The organism is Parvimonas pharyngis (genome assembly GCF_046569675.1).
In the GTDB taxonomy this organism is placed as follows: domain Bacteria; phylum Bacillota; class Clostridia; order Tissierellales; family Peptoniphilaceae; genus Parvimonas.
The window spans coordinates 247,596-262,799 of the sequence record NZ_JBKICJ010000002.1 but is presented as its reverse complement, the minus strand read 5'-3'; the positions used below and the strand labels follow the sequence as shown (position 1 = coordinate 262,799).

The window sequence follows — 15,204 nt, the reverse complement described above, 5'->3', positions numbered from 1 at the left end:
TAAAAAACTTCAAAAGTCTTTACTTTTTGTTAAAAATGTATTACAATGTAGCTACCGATAAGGAGGTAATTTATGAAAAAAGTACAGAAAATATCATTAGCATTAGCGCTATGTTCACTTTCAATCTTTGCAGTAGGATGCCAAGAAAAGAAAGGAAATACAGATAAAAAAGAAGCTAATACTACAACAAATAATGCTAATACTAGCGAAAAGAAGGAAACTAAAGTAGCTCTTTCTAATGAACTTTTACAGAAAGTTACAGATGCATCAAAGGCTGTAAAAAGTGCGAATGCAAAAGCTAATTTAACTTATAAATTCGGAAGTTCAATTAAACAATTAAACACAACTTTAGATTTTGATTTTTCTATGGTAAAAGAGCCAGCTTTTATTGTAAAATTAACTCGTCATGCTGATAATGATGGACAAAAACTTGAAAATGATCAATATATTACTGATGATAAAATGTATGTTCAAGATGCTAAGACAAAAGAGTGGATGCATGGAACTCATGAAAGACTTAGAAAAGTTTACGATGGAAGAAGAAAAATTGTAAATTTCGACTCTGTTTTAGAATTTATGAGTGAAAATCAAGCAAATTTAAAAGTTGAAGAAAAAGGCGATGTTATAGAAGTTACTTACGAAGGAAATGATCAAACTGCTTCAGATTCTTTCTTAAAAATTGCAAAACTATTAACAACAGTTATAGAAGGAAATATAAAAGAAATGGGTCTAGAAAATTTGAATGCTAAGATTACAATAGACGCTAAAACTTTTATACCAAAAGAATTTGATGTAATAGCTAAATATACAAAAGCTAAAGACGGACAAACTGTTTTAACTTGGGATTTTTCATATAAAGCAACTTACACAGATATAAATGGAGTTAAGGAAATTGTAATTCCTAACGAAGTTAAAAATTCTAGAAATGCAGATCCAAAATAGAGTTTAATTTTAATACAGACAAATGCGATTTGTCTGTATTTTTTATGTAAAAATTATAAATATATTTACTTTTTGTTAAAAATATATTACAATGTAGCTACCGATAAGGAGGTAATTTATGAAAAAAGTACAGAAAATATCATTAGCATTAGCGCTATGTTCACTTTCAATCTTTGCAGTAGGATGCCAAGAAAAGAAAGGAAATACAGATAAAAAAGAAGCTAATACTACAACAAATAATGCTAATACTAGCGAAAAGAAGGAAACTAAAGTAGCTCTTTCTAATGAACTTTTACAAAAAGTTACAGATGCATCAAAAGCTGTAAAAAGTTCGAATGCAAATACTAAATTTTCTTATAAATTCAAAACTTCAGCTAAAGAAGTAAACAACTCTTTTGATTCTAATTATTCTATGGTAAAAGAACCAGCTTTTACTGTAAAAATTACTAATCAAGCTAACATTGATGGAAAGAAAATAGAAGATATGCAATATCTTACTGATAATACAACATATGCTCAAAAGGCTAGTACAAAAGCTTGGTATAAAGCAACTCATAAAGAAGTTAGAGATGTTTATGATAGAAAAAGAAAAATTGTAAATTTTGACTCTATTTTAGAATTTATGAAAGAAAATCAAGCGAATTTAAAAGTTGAAGAAAAAGGCGATGTTATAGAAGTTACTTTCCAAGGAAATGACAATCATTCTTCAGACTCTTTCTTAAAAATTGCAAAGCTAATAACACCAGTTGTAGAAGATAAAATAATGAAGGCAATGACTTTACAACAAATGAATGCAAAAATTACAATAGATTCTAAGACATTTATACCAAAAGAATTTGATATAATAGCTAATTATGCAGCGATTAAAGATGGACAAGCCTTTGTAAATTGGGACTTTGTTTATAAAGCAACTTACTCTGATATAAATGGAGTTAATGAAATTGTGCTACCTGAAGAACTAAAAAATGCAGAAAGTATAGATCCAAAATAGATTTTTAATACAGACAAACGCAATTTGTCTGTATTTTTATTGTAAAAATGATAAAAGTATTTACTTTTTGTTAAAAATATATTACAATTGAGATACAAATTAGGAGGTAAAACATGAAAAAAGTAAAAAAATTATTAATGGCATTAGCTTTATGCTCAATTTCACTTGTAGCAGTTGGTTGCTCATCAAAAGGTGATAATAACAATAACAACAATAATAATACTGAAAAGAAAGAAGAAACTACAAAAAAAGCTAATATTTCATTAGAAGAGCTAAGAGATAAATTTATTGAGGCATCAAAAACAATTAAAAACCTTAAATTAAAACTTAATAACAAATCAACTAGCGATATTTTCGGCAAAGGTATAACTATTAACATAGAAACTGAAATAACATCAAGTTCTAATCCACTTCTAATTAAATTAGAAGGTAAAACTATAATGGGGGAAAATTCATCTGACTATAAAATGTATTTTTCAGAGAATGAAATGTACTTTTACTCATCTATGACTAAAGAATGGGCAAAAGTTCCTAATGGTAAGTTCAAAGAAGTTTTTGAAAAACAAAAAGATATTGGAAATTTAGAAGTTATACCAGAATTATTTAAAATAATAGAAAAAGATACGGTAATAACTGAAGAAGGTTCAAATTATATAATAAGCTATAAAGGAAATGATGAAACAGCTAAACAAGCTCTTCTTAAACTTTCACTTTCATCACAACCAACTTTAGAAAGTACATTTAAAAATATGGATATTGAAAAATATGAGATAAAATATGTAATAGATAAAAATACTTTTTATCCAGTGGAATTTCAAACAAATATTAAAGGTAATATAAAACATGATAAACAAGGTAATATTTCATTTGATGCAGAATCAAAAACAACTTTCTCTGATATAAATCAAGTTAAAGAATTTTCAATACCTGAAGAAGCAAAAAATGCAAAAGAAATGAATCTAAATGGAAAATAAAAATAAAAAAGCAGACAATTAAGTCTGCTTTTTATTTTTGTTATATTATTTAATTTCTTGTTTTTTGAAAATTAAAATAGTTAGTCCAGAACAAACTACAGTCCAAACAATCATTGAAATAATAAATGTTGTAATTGTTTTTGAAGAAGCTCCGCTTACTGTGATTGTTGATATAAAATTAGGGAAATATATTTTTAGATTTTTAATTTTTAACAATACTTCAAGTAAGCTAATCACAATTTCACTTAGCATTATAAAGATAATTGAAATAGCCATAGAAATACCAGAACTTTTAAATGTAAAACTAATTAAGTTAAATAGTGATGAGAAAGCACATACCGCAACAAAACTAATTGCTGTAAGTTTTATAAGCTCTGCAAATTCTTTACCTTTTATTGAAGTGTTAGTTAGTAATATAATTGATACAATACCTGCAAGTACACTTAAAGTAATAAAAATAAAAGATAAAATATAGCTCCAAATTAATTTTGAAAGAACTATCTCATGTCTATGAATCCCTTTAGATGCAATGTTTTTAATAGTGCCTGTTTTAAAGTCAGTTCCTACAAATAAACATATAATTATAGCCAATAGAAAAGTTACTGGAGAAGTAATGCTTCTGTATGCATCAAAAGGTAAACTTTTTGAGCCACCCAAGTATTTCATACCGTTTTTTAATACAATTATGCCGATTGTATTCATAGCTATTGCTATTAAAGTACAAATCCACCAATATTTTGATTTTTGTAATTTAAATTTATCATAACTTAAAACTCTATTCATGTTTACCTCCTATCAATTCCAAGAAATAATCTTCTAAATCTACATTTTTTGAACCATAAGAAGTTGGAATAACTCCTTTTGCAGTAAGTTGTTTTAGAATTTCATTGGAATTTTCTTCGCTGGAGATTGTAAATACATATTTTTCATTATTTAATGTAAATTTTATATTAGCTTCTGTGAAAAATTCATTTGCAGCTAATACATCTTCTTCTCTAACTTTGATTTCAAAACCATCTTCAGTTTTTTCATCAAGTTCTTTAGCAGTAAATTCTTTTATTAATCTACCTTTATCAATAACTCCATATCTTGTAGCTAATTTATGTAGCTCTCCTAAGATATGACTTGAAACTAAAACTGTAATATTCTTTTCTTTATTTAATTTTAAGATTAAATTTCTAACATCTCTAATACCTTCTGGATCCAGACCGTTTGTTGGTTCGTCAAGAACTAAAAATTCTGGATTTCCAACAAGTGCAAGAGCAATTGAAAGTCTTTGTTTCATACCAAGTGAAAAATCTTTTGCTTTTTTTCTACCAGTTGATTCAAGACCAACAGTTCTAAGTAAATCTTCAATTTCTTCATTACTTAGTTTAACCCCAATAACTTTTGACTGTGCGATTATATTATCTTTTGCAGACATTTTTGGGAAAAATGCAGGATTTTCTATAATACAACCAGTTTTATCTCTTCCTTCAAATATATTTGATGAACCAAAAAGTTCTATTTCACCAGAATTTTGTTCACAAAGACCTAATAAAATTCTAATAAGAGTTGTTTTACCAGCACCATTTCTTCCGATAAACCCATAGATATCACCAAGTTCGATATTCATATCAACTCTATCTACAGCATTTGTTTGACCAAAAGTTTTGGTAAGGCCTCTTATTTTTAAAACATTATCCATAAAAAAAACCTCCTTATTTAAGCTAGACTTAATTGTAGCATAAGGAGGTTTAAAAATCAATATTATTCGTCGAAAGCAGCACTTCCTGCTGTTTCTCTTCCTTCAAGTAGTTTAGATGCCATTCCAACAAACCAAGCTACTGCCATTGGAATTACCCAACCAAGACTTAAGCTGAAGAAAGGAAGGCTTGAAACTACATCTGTAACAACTGGTAAATTTACTTTTACTGATAGTAATGCTTCAACAACTGATATGAAAGTTACAGTGTAACATACTAATCTATAAGTAAATTTGTTGTATCCAAAATATTTTTCTGTAAGTCCAAGTAATATTAAAACTATTGAAACTGGATATATAGCCACTAAAACCGGAACTGAAACTTTTAATATTGTGTTTAGCCCAAAGTTTGCAACTAAGAATGAAAGGAAAGTCCAAAATACTATCCATTTATGGTATGAAACTTTTTCTTTAGTCATAGTTTCAAAGAATTTACTTATACTAGTTATAAGACCTATACAAGTTGTTAAACAAGCAAGAGTGAATATACTAGCAAGTAAAACTATACCAAATTTTCCAAAAACATATTGTGAAACAGTTGTTAATATTTCAGCACCGTTTTTAACATCTCCAGTCAATCCTGAAGTAGTCATTCCTATATATGCAAGCATTGCATATATTACAAATAAGAAAGATCCAGCAACTAAACCAACTTTTACAGTATATCCTATAACTTTTTCTTCATCTTCAACTTTGAAAGATTTAACAGCAAGTGATATTACAAGACCAAAGTTTAAAGCTGCTATTGTGTCCATTGTGTTATAACCTTCTAAGAAACCTTTAACAGTTGAAGAAGTTGCATAATCGCCAACAGGGCTTGTTACAGCATTTGGATTTTTAAATAGAACACCTACAAACATTACAGTTATTAAAACTAAAAGAGCAGGAGTTAAAAATTTACCCATTCTTGTAACTAATTTGTTTGGTTTTAAACAAACTAAATAAGCAACTAAGAAAAATACAAAAGTGTAAACAAGTCTTGAAAGACTTAATGATACATTTTCTGGTAAAAATGGAGCAACTGCCATTTCAAAAGGAAGACTTCCAGCTCTTGGTATTCCAAGTCCAGGTCCTATTGCCATATATATCATTGTTGTAAACACTATTGCAAAATATTTATCTACTTTACTAGCTAAGTTAGAAAGACCTTTTGTCTTTGCTACAGCTACTACACCTAAGATTGGGAAAACTACTGCAGTTATACCAAATGCAAGTAAGCTTTGGAAAGTTGCTCCACCAGCTTGTTTTCCTAATAGTGGAGGGAATATTAAATTTCCAGCTCCGAAAAATAAACCAAATAGCATTATTGCTACGCTAAAAAATTGTTCTTTTGTTAAATTGTTTTTCATACAAACCTCCTAAAATTTTTCCTTAACTTTTTGTTTAAATATTCCCATTATGTAAATGATGGCGAGTTATTTGTAAAAAAAAGTCCTTTGTCAAATAGACAAAGGACGAAATAACTTCCGCGGTACCACCTTAATTTTTCAAAAAATGAAACACTCAAACATCTAACAATGTAGGGTTTTGTTAACGCAAACCACTGCGGGATTCCTTACTTTGTTCACGAATCCTTTAAAAAAGATGATTTTCAAAAATTTTCCGTATTAGTTCTCACCAAACACTAACTCTCTGAAACTTTCAATTTTCTACTCGTTCTTTCAAATTTATTATTTATAGGTGATATTTTATCACTAAAAAAAATAATTGTCAATACTTTTTTAAAAATTTTTTATAAAAAACTTTAAAATAATGAACTGCGAAAATATTTGTTTCATTTTTAAGTGAAAAATATGTATTTTTATTGCTTTTATTCATAATAAGTGATAGAATTAAATTTACAAAATAGCTTTAGGAGGGTTAAATGAAAACAAAAGATATTAGTTTAGAAACTTTGAAAATTTTTTCTGATTTATCCATTGAAGACATTGATGAATTCAGAAACGAATTGAATATTATGAAATATAAAAAGAATACATTTTTATTTAAACCCGGAGATAAAGCTAATGTTATGTATATAATAGCAACAGGTAAAATAAAAGTTTTTACAATTAGTAGTTCCGGAATTGAACAAATGCTTTATATATATCAAAAGGATGATTTCATTGGAGGACTTAATCTTATAAAGAGAACTGGTTATATCTACTATGGTCAAGCTATTGAAGATACTATGGTAATATCTCTTTCAAGAGAATGTTTTGATAAAATGATTAACAAATACCCTAAAGTTACAATAAAAATATTAGAAGAATCATTTTTAAGAATTCGCCATGCAGAAGACTTAGTAACAAGATTAATAGAAAATAGTGCAGACGTAAAAGTTGCATCACTTCTTTTAAGTTTGGCTAGAAACTTTGGAGTAAAAAAAATAAACGGAATTTTACTTGAATTAAATATAAGTCGTGAAAATATGGGTTCATTCGCAGGTCTTACAAGAGAAACTGTAACTCGTAAACTTGCAGAACTAAATTCAAAAGGGGTTATAGAGTTAATAGAAACGAAAAAGATATTAATAAAAGACGTAGATTATTTAAAGAATATTATAGGATAGAGGTAATGAAAATTATCTCTTTTTTTGTGAAAAATTAAAATAAATTATTTCATAAAACAAAATTTCTATGTATCTACGATACATTTACTTATTCTTGTAAACAAGAATAAGTATGAGATCTCTCCACTACGGTCGAGATGACGTATATAGGAAATAGCTTCGATTAGTAGCTTAACGTTAAAAGTAAATAAACTTCAAAAATAATTTTAAAAAAGAAATAAAAAAATATATAAAACAAAATAGTTCACGTCATAGCACTTTGCAAAGAAAATCCTCCCAACACGTCATTTCGACTGTAGCGTTAGCGGAGTGAATCTAGCCCTAACTCTGCTTACTTGTAAGCAGAAGTAGGTCTGACGGGGTAATTGTATCGTTAGATACAATTACTCTGGAGATCTCACAATATTATTTGTTTACAAATAATATTAAGTCCTCTAAAGGACTTAAATAAAGAAATAAAAAACTCAAAATTTCTTTAATAAAATTAAGACATTATTTCATATTTATCAGTTTAAAGTCGATTAAAAGTAAAATATAAAATAATTTTGTTAAAAACGTTGACAAGATAAAAAATATATGTTATTATAAATATAATTTAAAATTTTTCCAAAATATTTATTAGGAGGAATTAGTTATGAAGTATAAGAATAATCATAGGTATAAAAACGGAGACACCTGTATCCCTTTAAAAGGGATAATATAATTGGTGTTATTTTTATATAAAAAATTTTATAAAATAGTATATAGCATTTTGCTGTTGATATTAGTATTAATTATAAGGAGAATAAAAAATGAAAAAAAATATATTTAAAATTGGTGGACTGTCGTTATTGTTAGCATTTAGTTTTATGGCAGTAGGTAGTAGAACTTATGCAAAAGAAGTAGAAAAGAATGTAATAAGTGAAGTTTCAAATATTAATATAGAAAAATTAAGTGCTAAAGAAGTTGAAAATATTAGACAAAAAATGAATAAAGAATTAGATAAGCTTCCAGTTTATGAAGATAAAAAATCAAATGAATTATCTAGTAATGGAAAAAAATTAAATTCTATTTCTACAAATTCATCTTATTATCCGACAAGAGCAGGGATAATTTTAGTTACAACAGATGGGTCATTTGGAAGTCTTGTTGGACATGCTGGAATAATATGGGCTAGCAAGTCTACTATAGAATCATTTCCAAGTACTGGAGTTAAGAAATTTAAAAACGATTGGGATAGTAGATATAAAAAAGTTTGGGCTGTAACTACAAAAAAATTAAGTGCAAATCAAGAAAATGCAGTATCCAATTGGTGTGCAAACCAAGTTGGAAAACCATATAACTGGGAATTTACTAAGCCTCATTTAAGAAATAAGTTTTATTGCTCACAATTAGTTTATGCAGGATTTTTGGATAAATACAATTTAAATCTTAATTATGGCAGTTGGATAGTATTTCCTTATGATTTAGTAAGAACTAATAATACTTATATAATATATAAGAAATAGGTTAACTTATGACTAAGAAAAGAAAAATTATATCAATTTTAGTTTTTGCATTGATAGCTATTTCTGGAGTATTTTTATTTTGGAGATATAAAACATCAACTCCAAGTTTAAATACTCCAAAAATTACAGAAGAAGAGAGAAGTAAACTTGCAATCGGAATTGTAAAGACAACAAATTTTACCAAAAAGACAACAATTCTGGGTTATGATAAAGATTTGAATTTAATTACAGATATAGACTTTCCTTTCACAAATGTTGGTCATTTTGCAAATCCTACTACTTTTAATAAAAATTACTATTTTGGACAGGTAATAGGTCATGAATACAAACATGATGAAAATAAAATTTTGGAGGTTAATCTAAAAGACTTTTCATATAAGACTTATGAAGTAGAGCCTTTTGGACTATATACTATTGCTGAAAATAAGACAAATGTTTTTGGAACTACAAATTCAAATGGAATATCTTATATTACTACAACAAATAAGGATAATGGAAAGAAAAAAACGATAGAACTAAAAGCTGAATATATCTCTTTAAGTTTTGCAAATGACAAATATTTGTTCGTAATTTCTGCTAAAGATGACCTTACAAAAGAAAGTAAAATAGGAGAAACACTTTTATATGTATATAACAATGACTTGGAACTTGTAAAGAGTATTGAATTGGAACAGTATCAATTTGATAGATTGAGCAAAATAGGAAATAAATATTATTTTGCAAATGGTGAGAATGAAGATAATAAATATATGATGTATATTTTTGATGAAAATACATTTGAGTTGGAAAAAGTTGATATAAAGACAAAGAATGTTGTTGATGTTGAAATTTCAGGAGACTATTATATTCTAGGAAGTGCTAATTTCTTACCTCCTTATGATGGAGGAATTACTTTTAAAAACATAAAGACAGGAGAGGAGATATTTCACAAATTGGATACAGGAGCAACTAGAATGTTCAAAGTTGATAATTTTCTCTATGTATATCATAAATATGAAAATAATATAGATAAAATTGCAAAATATGAAATAAATGGGACGGAACTAAAGAAAATAAAAGAAGTGGAAGTAAAAATAGACGATGTCCCAAATGACAATCAATTTGTAACAGGAATGTTTCTTTTTGAAAAGTAAATAATTAGATATTAGAAAAAGTAGACTTTTTAGTCTACTTTTTTATTGCTTGTTTACATGCAATGGTGTATCTACGATACATTTACTTTTGCTAACGCAAAAGTATGAGATCTCTCCACTTCATTCGTTTCACTCATTTCGGTCGAGATGACGTATAAGGGAATAATCGTTGTTTAATAGCTAGACGTTAAGATTAAATAAACTTCGAATTATCTTTATAAATGTAGTAGAAAAAATATAATAAAAAATCATATAAACTTATTTAGAAAATATATAAAACAAAATAATTCACGTCATATACTATGCAAAGAAAAGCTACCAACACGTCATCTCGACCGTAGTGAATCTAGCCCTAACTTTGTTTACTTGTAAACAAAAGTAGGTCTGACGAGGTAATTGTATCGTTAGATACAATTGCTCTGGAGATCTCACACTATTATTTGTTTACAAATAATAGTAAGTCCTGTAAAGGACTTAAAAAAGTAAAATTAATCTTAATTGGTTATTTTTACAAATAACGTTCGACTATTAAAAATATAATTTAACATCAGTTATTGACTTATTTTTAGTTCAATGTTAAAATTTATTTGACTTACATATGTCAAATATATTTTAAGGAGAATGTTATGAAAAAATTATTAAGAGTTTTTTTAGTTTTAACTATGATTCTTGGTTTTACTGCATGTTCTTCTAAAAAAGCAGAAAACAATGAAACAAAAGTTGAAAAGACAGAAAAGAAAAAGTTAAATGTTTATTGTGCAGCTTCAATGACTGAAACTATGCAAGAAATCAAAAAAATTTATGAAGAAAAACATAAGGATATTGAATTAGTTTATACTTTTGATTCTTCAGGAACTTTAAAAAAACAAATTGAACAAGGTTCAGATGTAGATATTTTTATCTCTGCAGCATCTAAACAAATGAATGCTTTGGATAAGTCAAAGACTCCAGATGCAAAAGTTGTTATTGATGAATCAAGTAGATTCAACCTTTTAGAAAATAAAGTTGTTCTTGCTGTTACTAAGGGAAATTCTTTAGGTCTTAAAGATTTCACAGATTTAACAAAAACTGAAATTTCAAAAATAGCTCTTGGTAATTCTGATGTTCCTGTTGGTCAATATTCAGAAGAGCTTTTGAAAAACTTAAAAATTTGGGATGAAATTCAAAGTAAAGTTACTTTTGGAAGCAATGTTAAGGAAGTTACAACTTGGATTAAGGAAGGAGTTGCAAATTGTGGTATAATATATGCAACTGACGCTTATTCAGCTGGTCTCGAAGTTGTTGCTACTGCAAAAGAAGGAATGATTAAGACTCCTGTTCTATATCCGGCAGCTGTTTTGAAAAATTCTAAAAATCCAAAAGAAGCTAAAGAATTTTTAGAATTCTTAAAAGGTGATGAATGTAAGGCAATTTTTGAAAAAGTTGGCTTTACAAGAGCAAAATAATTTAAAAAATAATTAATTAAAATGTAGTATGAAAGGGAAGTGTTTATGGAGCTTTTTCCTCTTTTAAATTCGCTAAGGATAGCGTTGATTTCATCAATTATAACTTTTTTTATAGGGATATTCTTAGCATATTATATTTCAAAACTTAATAGATTTATAAGGGGAATTTTGGATGTTATTTTAACACTTCCTTTAGTATTACCACCAACAGTTATCGGTTTTTTCATTTTGAGATTATTATCTCCGAGAAGTGCAATAGGAGGTTTTTTCTTCGAAAAGTTTTCAATTAGACTTGTTATGACTTGGTATTCCGCAATTTTTGCAACTGTTATTGTAACTTTTCCTCTTATGTATAGAATTGCTAGAAGTTCATTTCAAAATTTTGATATGAATTTAAAATACGTTGCTCAAACTCTTGGAAAAAGTAATACTTGGATTTTCTGGAGAATTATTTTACCTAATTGTAAACAGGGCATTTTAGCAGGACTTGTTTTAAGTTTTGCAAGAGCACTTGGAGAATATGGTGCAACAAGTATGGTTTCTGGATACACTCCAAATGATACTGCTACAATTTCAACAACAGTGTATCAGCTTTGGAGAACGGGAAATGATGCTCTAGCATATAAATGGGTGCTTGTAAATATTGTTATTTCATTTACAGTCCTCATTATTATAAATATGTTAGAAAATAAAGCAGTTAAGGAATAATATTGGAGCAATTTATGATTTATGTTGATATTGAAAAGAAATTCGGAAAATTTACTTTAAAGACAAAATTCCAATTTGATAACGAGATTATGGGACTTTTAGGAGCATCTGGAAGCGGAAAAAGTCTTACTTTAAAATGTATTGCAGGAATTGAAAAACCCGATAAAGGAAGAATTGTATTAAATGATAGAGTTCTATTTGACTCTGAAAAAAAGATAAATATTTCTCCTAAGGATAGAAATATTGGTTATCTATTCCAAGACTATGCTCTCTTTCCTAATATGAATGTATATGAAAATATCAAAGTGGGTATAAGAGATGGAGAAAATTTTGATAAATTAATTATGGAAAAGCTTGAAGAAATGAGGATTTCTCATTTAAAAGATAAGAAGATTAACGAAATTTCTGGCGGAGAAAAGCAAAGGGTAGCTCTTGCTAGATTACTTATAAATAAGCCTGAAATTATACTTTTAGATGAACCATTTTCTGCTTTGGATGACTATTTGAAATCAAAAATAGAATTGGAAGTTGCAGAAGTTTTAAGAAATTACAAAATACCTACAATTCTAGTTTCTCATAGTAGAGCAGAAGTTTATAGACTTTGCAATGAAATCTGTGTTATGACTAATGGTAAAAGTGAAGATCTTATGAATAAAAAAGAGCTTTTTAAAAATCCAAAAACTTTTTCGTCCTGTCTTATTTCAGGTTGTAAAAATTTCTCTGAAATTGAAAAGATTTCAGAGAATAGACTAAGAGCTTTAGATTGGAATGTTGAGCTTGAAACTTCTGAAAAGATTTTAGAAAACCATAATCTATTAGGTATTCGTGCACATCTTATAGAATTTGAAAAAGCAGATAAGAATTCATTTGATGTTGAAGTTGAAAGAGTTGTAGAAGATGTTTTTACTTATATAATACTTGTAAGAAGAAAAAATGCAAGAAAATATATAAGAGTTGAAGTTGATAAGCATATTTGGAAAAATGTAGAAAATAAAGAAATTCTTTTTATCACAATGAGAAAAGAGGATTTAATTTTAATGGTAGAAAATAATTAATTACGTTAAAAATCGATAGGAGATTATATGAAAGATAGATTTGGTAGAGATATAACCTATTTAAGAATTTCAGTTACCGATTTATGTAATCTAAGATGCAAATACTGTATGCCAGAAAGTGGTGTAGAAAGTCTTTGTCATAGCGATATTTTAACTCTCGAAGAAATAGTTGAGATAGTAAAGGTCGCTGCTAAAAACGGAATAAAAAAAATTAGATTGACTGGCGGGGAACCCTTGGTTCGTCGTGGTTTTATTAATTTGTGTAAAGAGATTTCAAAAATTGATGAAATAGAAGATATTGCCATAACAACAAATGGTGTTAATTTAAAAAATATGGCAGATGATCTTTTTGAAAATAAAGTTAAAAGAATAAATTTTAGTCTTGACACATTGGTAAAAGAAAAGTACAATGATATGACCCGAAGAAATGATTTTGACAAAACTATGGAAAGTCTATTTTATGCTATTGAAAAGGGCTTTAAAGTAAAGTTAAATGTAGTTTTAATCGGTGGATTTAATGATGATGAAATAGAAAATTTCGTAAAATTAGCTAATGATTATGATTTAGAAGTTCGTTTTATAGAGCTTATGCAAATTGGAGAAACAGCAAATTGGTCTAAGGATAAATTTATTTCTAATAATATAGTTCTAGAAAAAGTTCCGAAATTAGAGTTTGACGGTATTTCTGGTGTTGCAAAAATCTATAAGATAAAGGGACAAAAGGGAAAAATTGGACTTATAAGTCCGATAAGCTGTTCATTCTGTTCAGATTGTAATCGTATTAGATTAACAAGTGACGGGAAACTTAAACCTTGCTTGCATTCAAAAGATGAAATTAATCTTAAAGGATTAAGCGGAGAAGAACTTGAAGAAGTTTTTAAAAGAGGGATTTTTGATAAACCTGAAAAACATCATCTTGAAGAAGGTAAAAGTGAAAGTGCAAGAGATATGAATAAAATTGGAGGTTAAAATGGAAGAAAAAGTTTTAACTCATATTAATGAACAAGGCCGTGCAAAAATGGTTGATGTTGGAGAAAAAGAAAAGACAAAAAGAGTTGCTAAGGCTTTTGCAAAAGTAAAACTAAATGAAGAAACTTTTAATATTATTGTAAATGGAAAAACTAAAAAAGGCGATGTGTTAGCTGTTTCTCAAGTTGCAGGAATTATGGGAGCTAAAAAGACTTCAGATATTATTCCAATGTGTCATCCTATAAATTTAGTAGGCGTTGATATTGAATTTAATATGAATTATGGAGACTTTGAAATAGAGATAATTGGAACAACTAAATGCGTTGGAGAAACTGGTGTTGAAATGGAAGCACTATCTGCTGTTTCAATCGCTGCTCTAACTATTTACGATATGTGTAAAGCAGTTCAAAGGGATATCGAAATTACAGAAATCAAATTATTAGAAAAATCTGGCGGTAAAAGTGGAGATTTTGTGAGGGGAAAATAATGAGAGTTTTATCAGTTAGTATAAGTGAGAAAAAAGGCGTTAAGAAGCATCCAGTAGAGTACATAAATTTAATAGAAGATTACGGAATAGAAGGAGATGCTCATGCCGGAAAATGGCACAGACAAGTAAGTTTACTTGGAGTTGAAAGTATGGAAGTAATGAAAGAAAAATTACCAACACTTTCAGCTGGAGATTTTGCAGAAAATATCTTAACAGAAGGTATTGTTCTATATGAATTACCAATAGGAACAATTTTAAAGGTTGGAGAATGCACACTTGAAGTTACACAAATCGGAAAAGAATGTCATCATGGTTGTGAAATAAGACATATCGTTGGAGATTGTGTAATGCCAAGAGAAGGAATTTTCACAAAAGTTTTAAAAGGCGGAAAGATACAAGCAGACGATAAAATTGAAATAGTAGAAAAATAATATATAATGAAGACATCTAAAAGATGTCTTTTTTGTTTATAATTTACAAAAATTAGAAAGGAATTTCATAAAAAATTTCTTATAGATTATAAATTTTTTTATTTAACTTTGATTATTTTTTTACAATCTGAAAAATTATTCAAGTTTATTTTTCATAAGTTAGAATACATTGATATTAATTGATTTATACTTAACATAGAATATTACAAAGGTGCAATGAGGTAAAGCTGATAGATATATTATATAAAAATGTATTAATTTCTAAAAAAATTACAAAAAATGAATAA

The 15,204-nt window shown here is 27.7% G+C and carries 15 protein-coding genes and 1 other annotated feature; of the genes, 12 read left to right on the top strand and 3 right to left on the bottom strand.

The window, feature by feature from the left end; translation table 11 throughout:
- Positions 1–72 precede the first annotated feature (72 nt).
- From ACLGL0_RS03600 to ACLGL0_RS03590, 3 genes are all read left to right on the top strand, one after another.
- Positions 73–942 (top strand): DUF6612 family protein, encoded by an 870-nt coding sequence (locus tag ACLGL0_RS03600; protein ID WP_411013662.1) that lies wholly within the window; start codon positions 73–75, stop codon positions 940–942.
- Between the two features lie 118 nt (positions 943–1,060).
- Positions 1,061–1,933 carry a DUF6612 family protein gene (locus ACLGL0_RS03595; RefSeq protein WP_411013661.1) on the top strand — a complete coding sequence of 291 codons (873 nt, stop codon included), beginning with the start codon at positions 1,061–1,063 and terminating at the stop codon, positions 1,931–1,933.
- Between the two features lie 113 nt (positions 1,934–2,046).
- The gene (locus ACLGL0_RS03590; protein ID WP_411013660.1) at positions 2,047–2,907 is read left to right on the top strand and encodes a DUF6612 family protein; all 861 of its coding nucleotides are present in this window, start codon (positions 2,047–2,049) and stop codon (positions 2,905–2,907) included.
- 45 nt (positions 2,908–2,952) lie between these two features.
- On the opposite strand, the gene ACLGL0_RS03585 is transcribed toward ACLGL0_RS03590, so the two are convergent.
- The 3 genes from ACLGL0_RS03585 to brnQ all read right to left on the bottom strand — a co-directional run bounded on the left by ACLGL0_RS03585 (position 2,953) and on the right by brnQ (position 6,000).
- Positions 2,953–3,690: an ABC transporter permease gene (locus ACLGL0_RS03585; RefSeq protein ID WP_411013659.1), complete on the bottom strand. Its 738-nt coding sequence runs from the start codon at positions 3,688–3,690 to the stop codon at positions 2,953–2,955.
- Positions 3,683–4,594 (bottom strand): ATP-binding cassette domain-containing protein, encoded by a 912-nt coding sequence (locus ACLGL0_RS03580; RefSeq protein WP_233055914.1) that lies wholly within the window; start codon positions 4,592–4,594, stop codon positions 3,683–3,685. Before ACLGL0_RS03580 ends, ACLGL0_RS03585 begins: the two co-directional genes overlap by 8 nt.
- Positions 4,595–4,656: 62 nt before the next feature.
- Positions 4,657–6,000 carry a branched-chain amino acid transport system II carrier protein gene (gene brnQ / locus ACLGL0_RS03575; protein WP_411013658.1) on the bottom strand — a complete coding sequence of 448 codons (1,344 nt, stop codon included), beginning with the start codon at positions 5,998–6,000 and terminating at the stop codon, positions 4,657–4,659.
- Between the two features lie 98 nt (positions 6,001–6,098).
- Positions 6,099–6,325 (bottom strand) — a binding site (T-box leader).
- A gap of 190 nt (positions 6,326–6,515) precedes the next feature.
- Here brnQ and ACLGL0_RS03570 point away from each other — a divergent pair.
- The 9 genes from ACLGL0_RS03570 (at position 6,516) to ACLGL0_RS03530 (ending at position 14,917) form a co-directional block, all read left to right on the top strand.
- On the top strand, positions 6,516–7,202 hold the full coding sequence (locus tag ACLGL0_RS03570) for a Crp/Fnr family transcriptional regulator (protein ID WP_411013657.1): 687 nt from the start codon (positions 6,516–6,518) through the stop codon (positions 7,200–7,202).
- Positions 7,203–7,993: 791 nt separating this feature from the next.
- Positions 7,994–8,689 carry a YiiX/YebB-like N1pC/P60 family cysteine hydrolase gene (locus ACLGL0_RS03565; protein WP_411013656.1) on the top strand — a complete coding sequence of 232 codons (696 nt, stop codon included), beginning with the start codon at positions 7,994–7,996 and terminating at the stop codon, positions 8,687–8,689.
- An 8-nt stretch (positions 8,690–8,697) separates the two neighbouring features.
- On the top strand, positions 8,698–9,822 hold the full coding sequence (locus ACLGL0_RS03560; protein WP_411013655.1) for a hypothetical protein: 1,125 nt from the start codon (positions 8,698–8,700) through the stop codon (positions 9,820–9,822).
- Between the two features lie 626 nt (positions 9,823–10,448).
- Positions 10,449–11,267 (top strand): molybdate ABC transporter substrate-binding protein, encoded by an 819-nt coding sequence (gene modA / locus ACLGL0_RS03555; protein WP_411013654.1) that lies wholly within the window; start codon positions 10,449–10,451, stop codon positions 11,265–11,267.
- Between the two features lie 45 nt (positions 11,268–11,312).
- Entirely contained in the window at positions 11,313–11,975 is a 663-nt protein-coding gene (gene modB / locus ACLGL0_RS03550; RefSeq protein WP_411013653.1) for a molybdate ABC transporter permease subunit, read from the top strand.
- A gap of 14 nt (positions 11,976–11,989) precedes the next feature.
- Entirely contained in the window at positions 11,990–13,030 is a 1,041-nt protein-coding gene (locus tag ACLGL0_RS03545) for a sulfate/molybdate ABC transporter ATP-binding protein (RefSeq protein ID WP_411013652.1), read from the top strand.
- Between the two features lie 27 nt (positions 13,031–13,057).
- Positions 13,058–13,999, top strand: coding sequence for a GTP 3',8-cyclase MoaA (gene moaA / locus ACLGL0_RS03540; protein ID WP_411013651.1), 942 nt, complete (start codon positions 13,058–13,060; stop codon positions 13,997–13,999).
- A 1-nt stretch (position 14,000) separates the two neighbouring features.
- Entirely contained in the window at positions 14,001–14,486 is a 486-nt protein-coding gene (moaC, locus tag ACLGL0_RS03535) for a cyclic pyranopterin monophosphate synthase MoaC (protein WP_411013650.1), read from the top strand.
- Positions 14,486–14,917, top strand: coding sequence for an MOSC domain-containing protein (locus tag ACLGL0_RS03530; protein ID WP_411013649.1), 432 nt, complete (start codon positions 14,486–14,488; stop codon positions 14,915–14,917). Before moaC ends, ACLGL0_RS03530 begins: the two co-directional genes overlap by 1 nt.
- Positions 14,918–15,204: the final 287 nt, after the last annotated feature.

What these genes read in the sequence shown, in the direction of transcription:
- ACLGL0_RS03560 (WP_411013655.1), top strand. Translation starts at nt 8,698, where the DNA reads ATGACTAAGAAAAGAAAAATTATATCAATTTTAGTTTTTGCATTGATA.
- modA (WP_411013654.1), top strand. Translation starts at nt 10,449, where the DNA reads ATGAAAAAATTATTAAGAGTTTTTTTAGTTTTAACTATGATTCTTGGT.
- moaC (WP_411013650.1), top strand. Translation starts at nt 14,001, where the DNA reads ATGGAAGAAAAAGTTTTAACTCATATTAATGAACAAGGCCGTGCAAAA.
- ACLGL0_RS03600 (WP_411013662.1), top strand. Translation starts at nt 73, where the DNA reads ATGAAAAAAGTACAGAAAATATCATTAGCATTAGCGCTATGTTCACTT.
- moaA (WP_411013651.1), top strand. Translation starts at nt 13,058, where the DNA reads ATGAAAGATAGATTTGGTAGAGATATAACCTATTTAAGAATTTCAGTT.
- ACLGL0_RS03580 (WP_233055914.1), bottom strand. Translation starts at nt 4,594, where the DNA reads ATGGATAATGTTTTAAAAATAAGAGGCCTTACCAAAACTTTTGGTCAA.
- ACLGL0_RS03570 (WP_411013657.1), top strand. Translation starts at nt 6,516, where the DNA reads ATGAAAACAAAAGATATTAGTTTAGAAACTTTGAAAATTTTTTCTGAT.
- ACLGL0_RS03595 (WP_411013661.1), top strand. Translation starts at nt 1,061, where the DNA reads ATGAAAAAAGTACAGAAAATATCATTAGCATTAGCGCTATGTTCACTT.
- modB (WP_411013653.1), top strand. Translation starts at nt 11,313, where the DNA reads ATGGAGCTTTTTCCTCTTTTAAATTCGCTAAGGATAGCGTTGATTTCA.
- ACLGL0_RS03545 (WP_411013652.1), top strand. Translation starts at nt 11,990, where the DNA reads ATGATTTATGTTGATATTGAAAAGAAATTCGGAAAATTTACTTTAAAG.
- ACLGL0_RS03585 (WP_411013659.1), bottom strand. Translation starts at nt 3,690, where the DNA reads ATGAATAGAGTTTTAAGTTATGATAAATTTAAATTACAAAAATCAAAA.
- brnQ (WP_411013658.1), bottom strand. Translation starts at nt 6,000, where the DNA reads ATGAAAAACAATTTAACAAAAGAACAATTTTTTAGCGTAGCAATAATG.
- ACLGL0_RS03590 (WP_411013660.1), top strand. Translation starts at nt 2,047, where the DNA reads ATGAAAAAAGTAAAAAAATTATTAATGGCATTAGCTTTATGCTCAATT.
- ACLGL0_RS03565 (WP_411013656.1), top strand. Translation starts at nt 7,994, where the DNA reads ATGAAAAAAAATATATTTAAAATTGGTGGACTGTCGTTATTGTTAGCA.
- ACLGL0_RS03530 (WP_411013649.1), top strand. Translation starts at nt 14,486, where the DNA reads ATGAGAGTTTTATCAGTTAGTATAAGTGAGAAAAAAGGCGTTAAGAAG.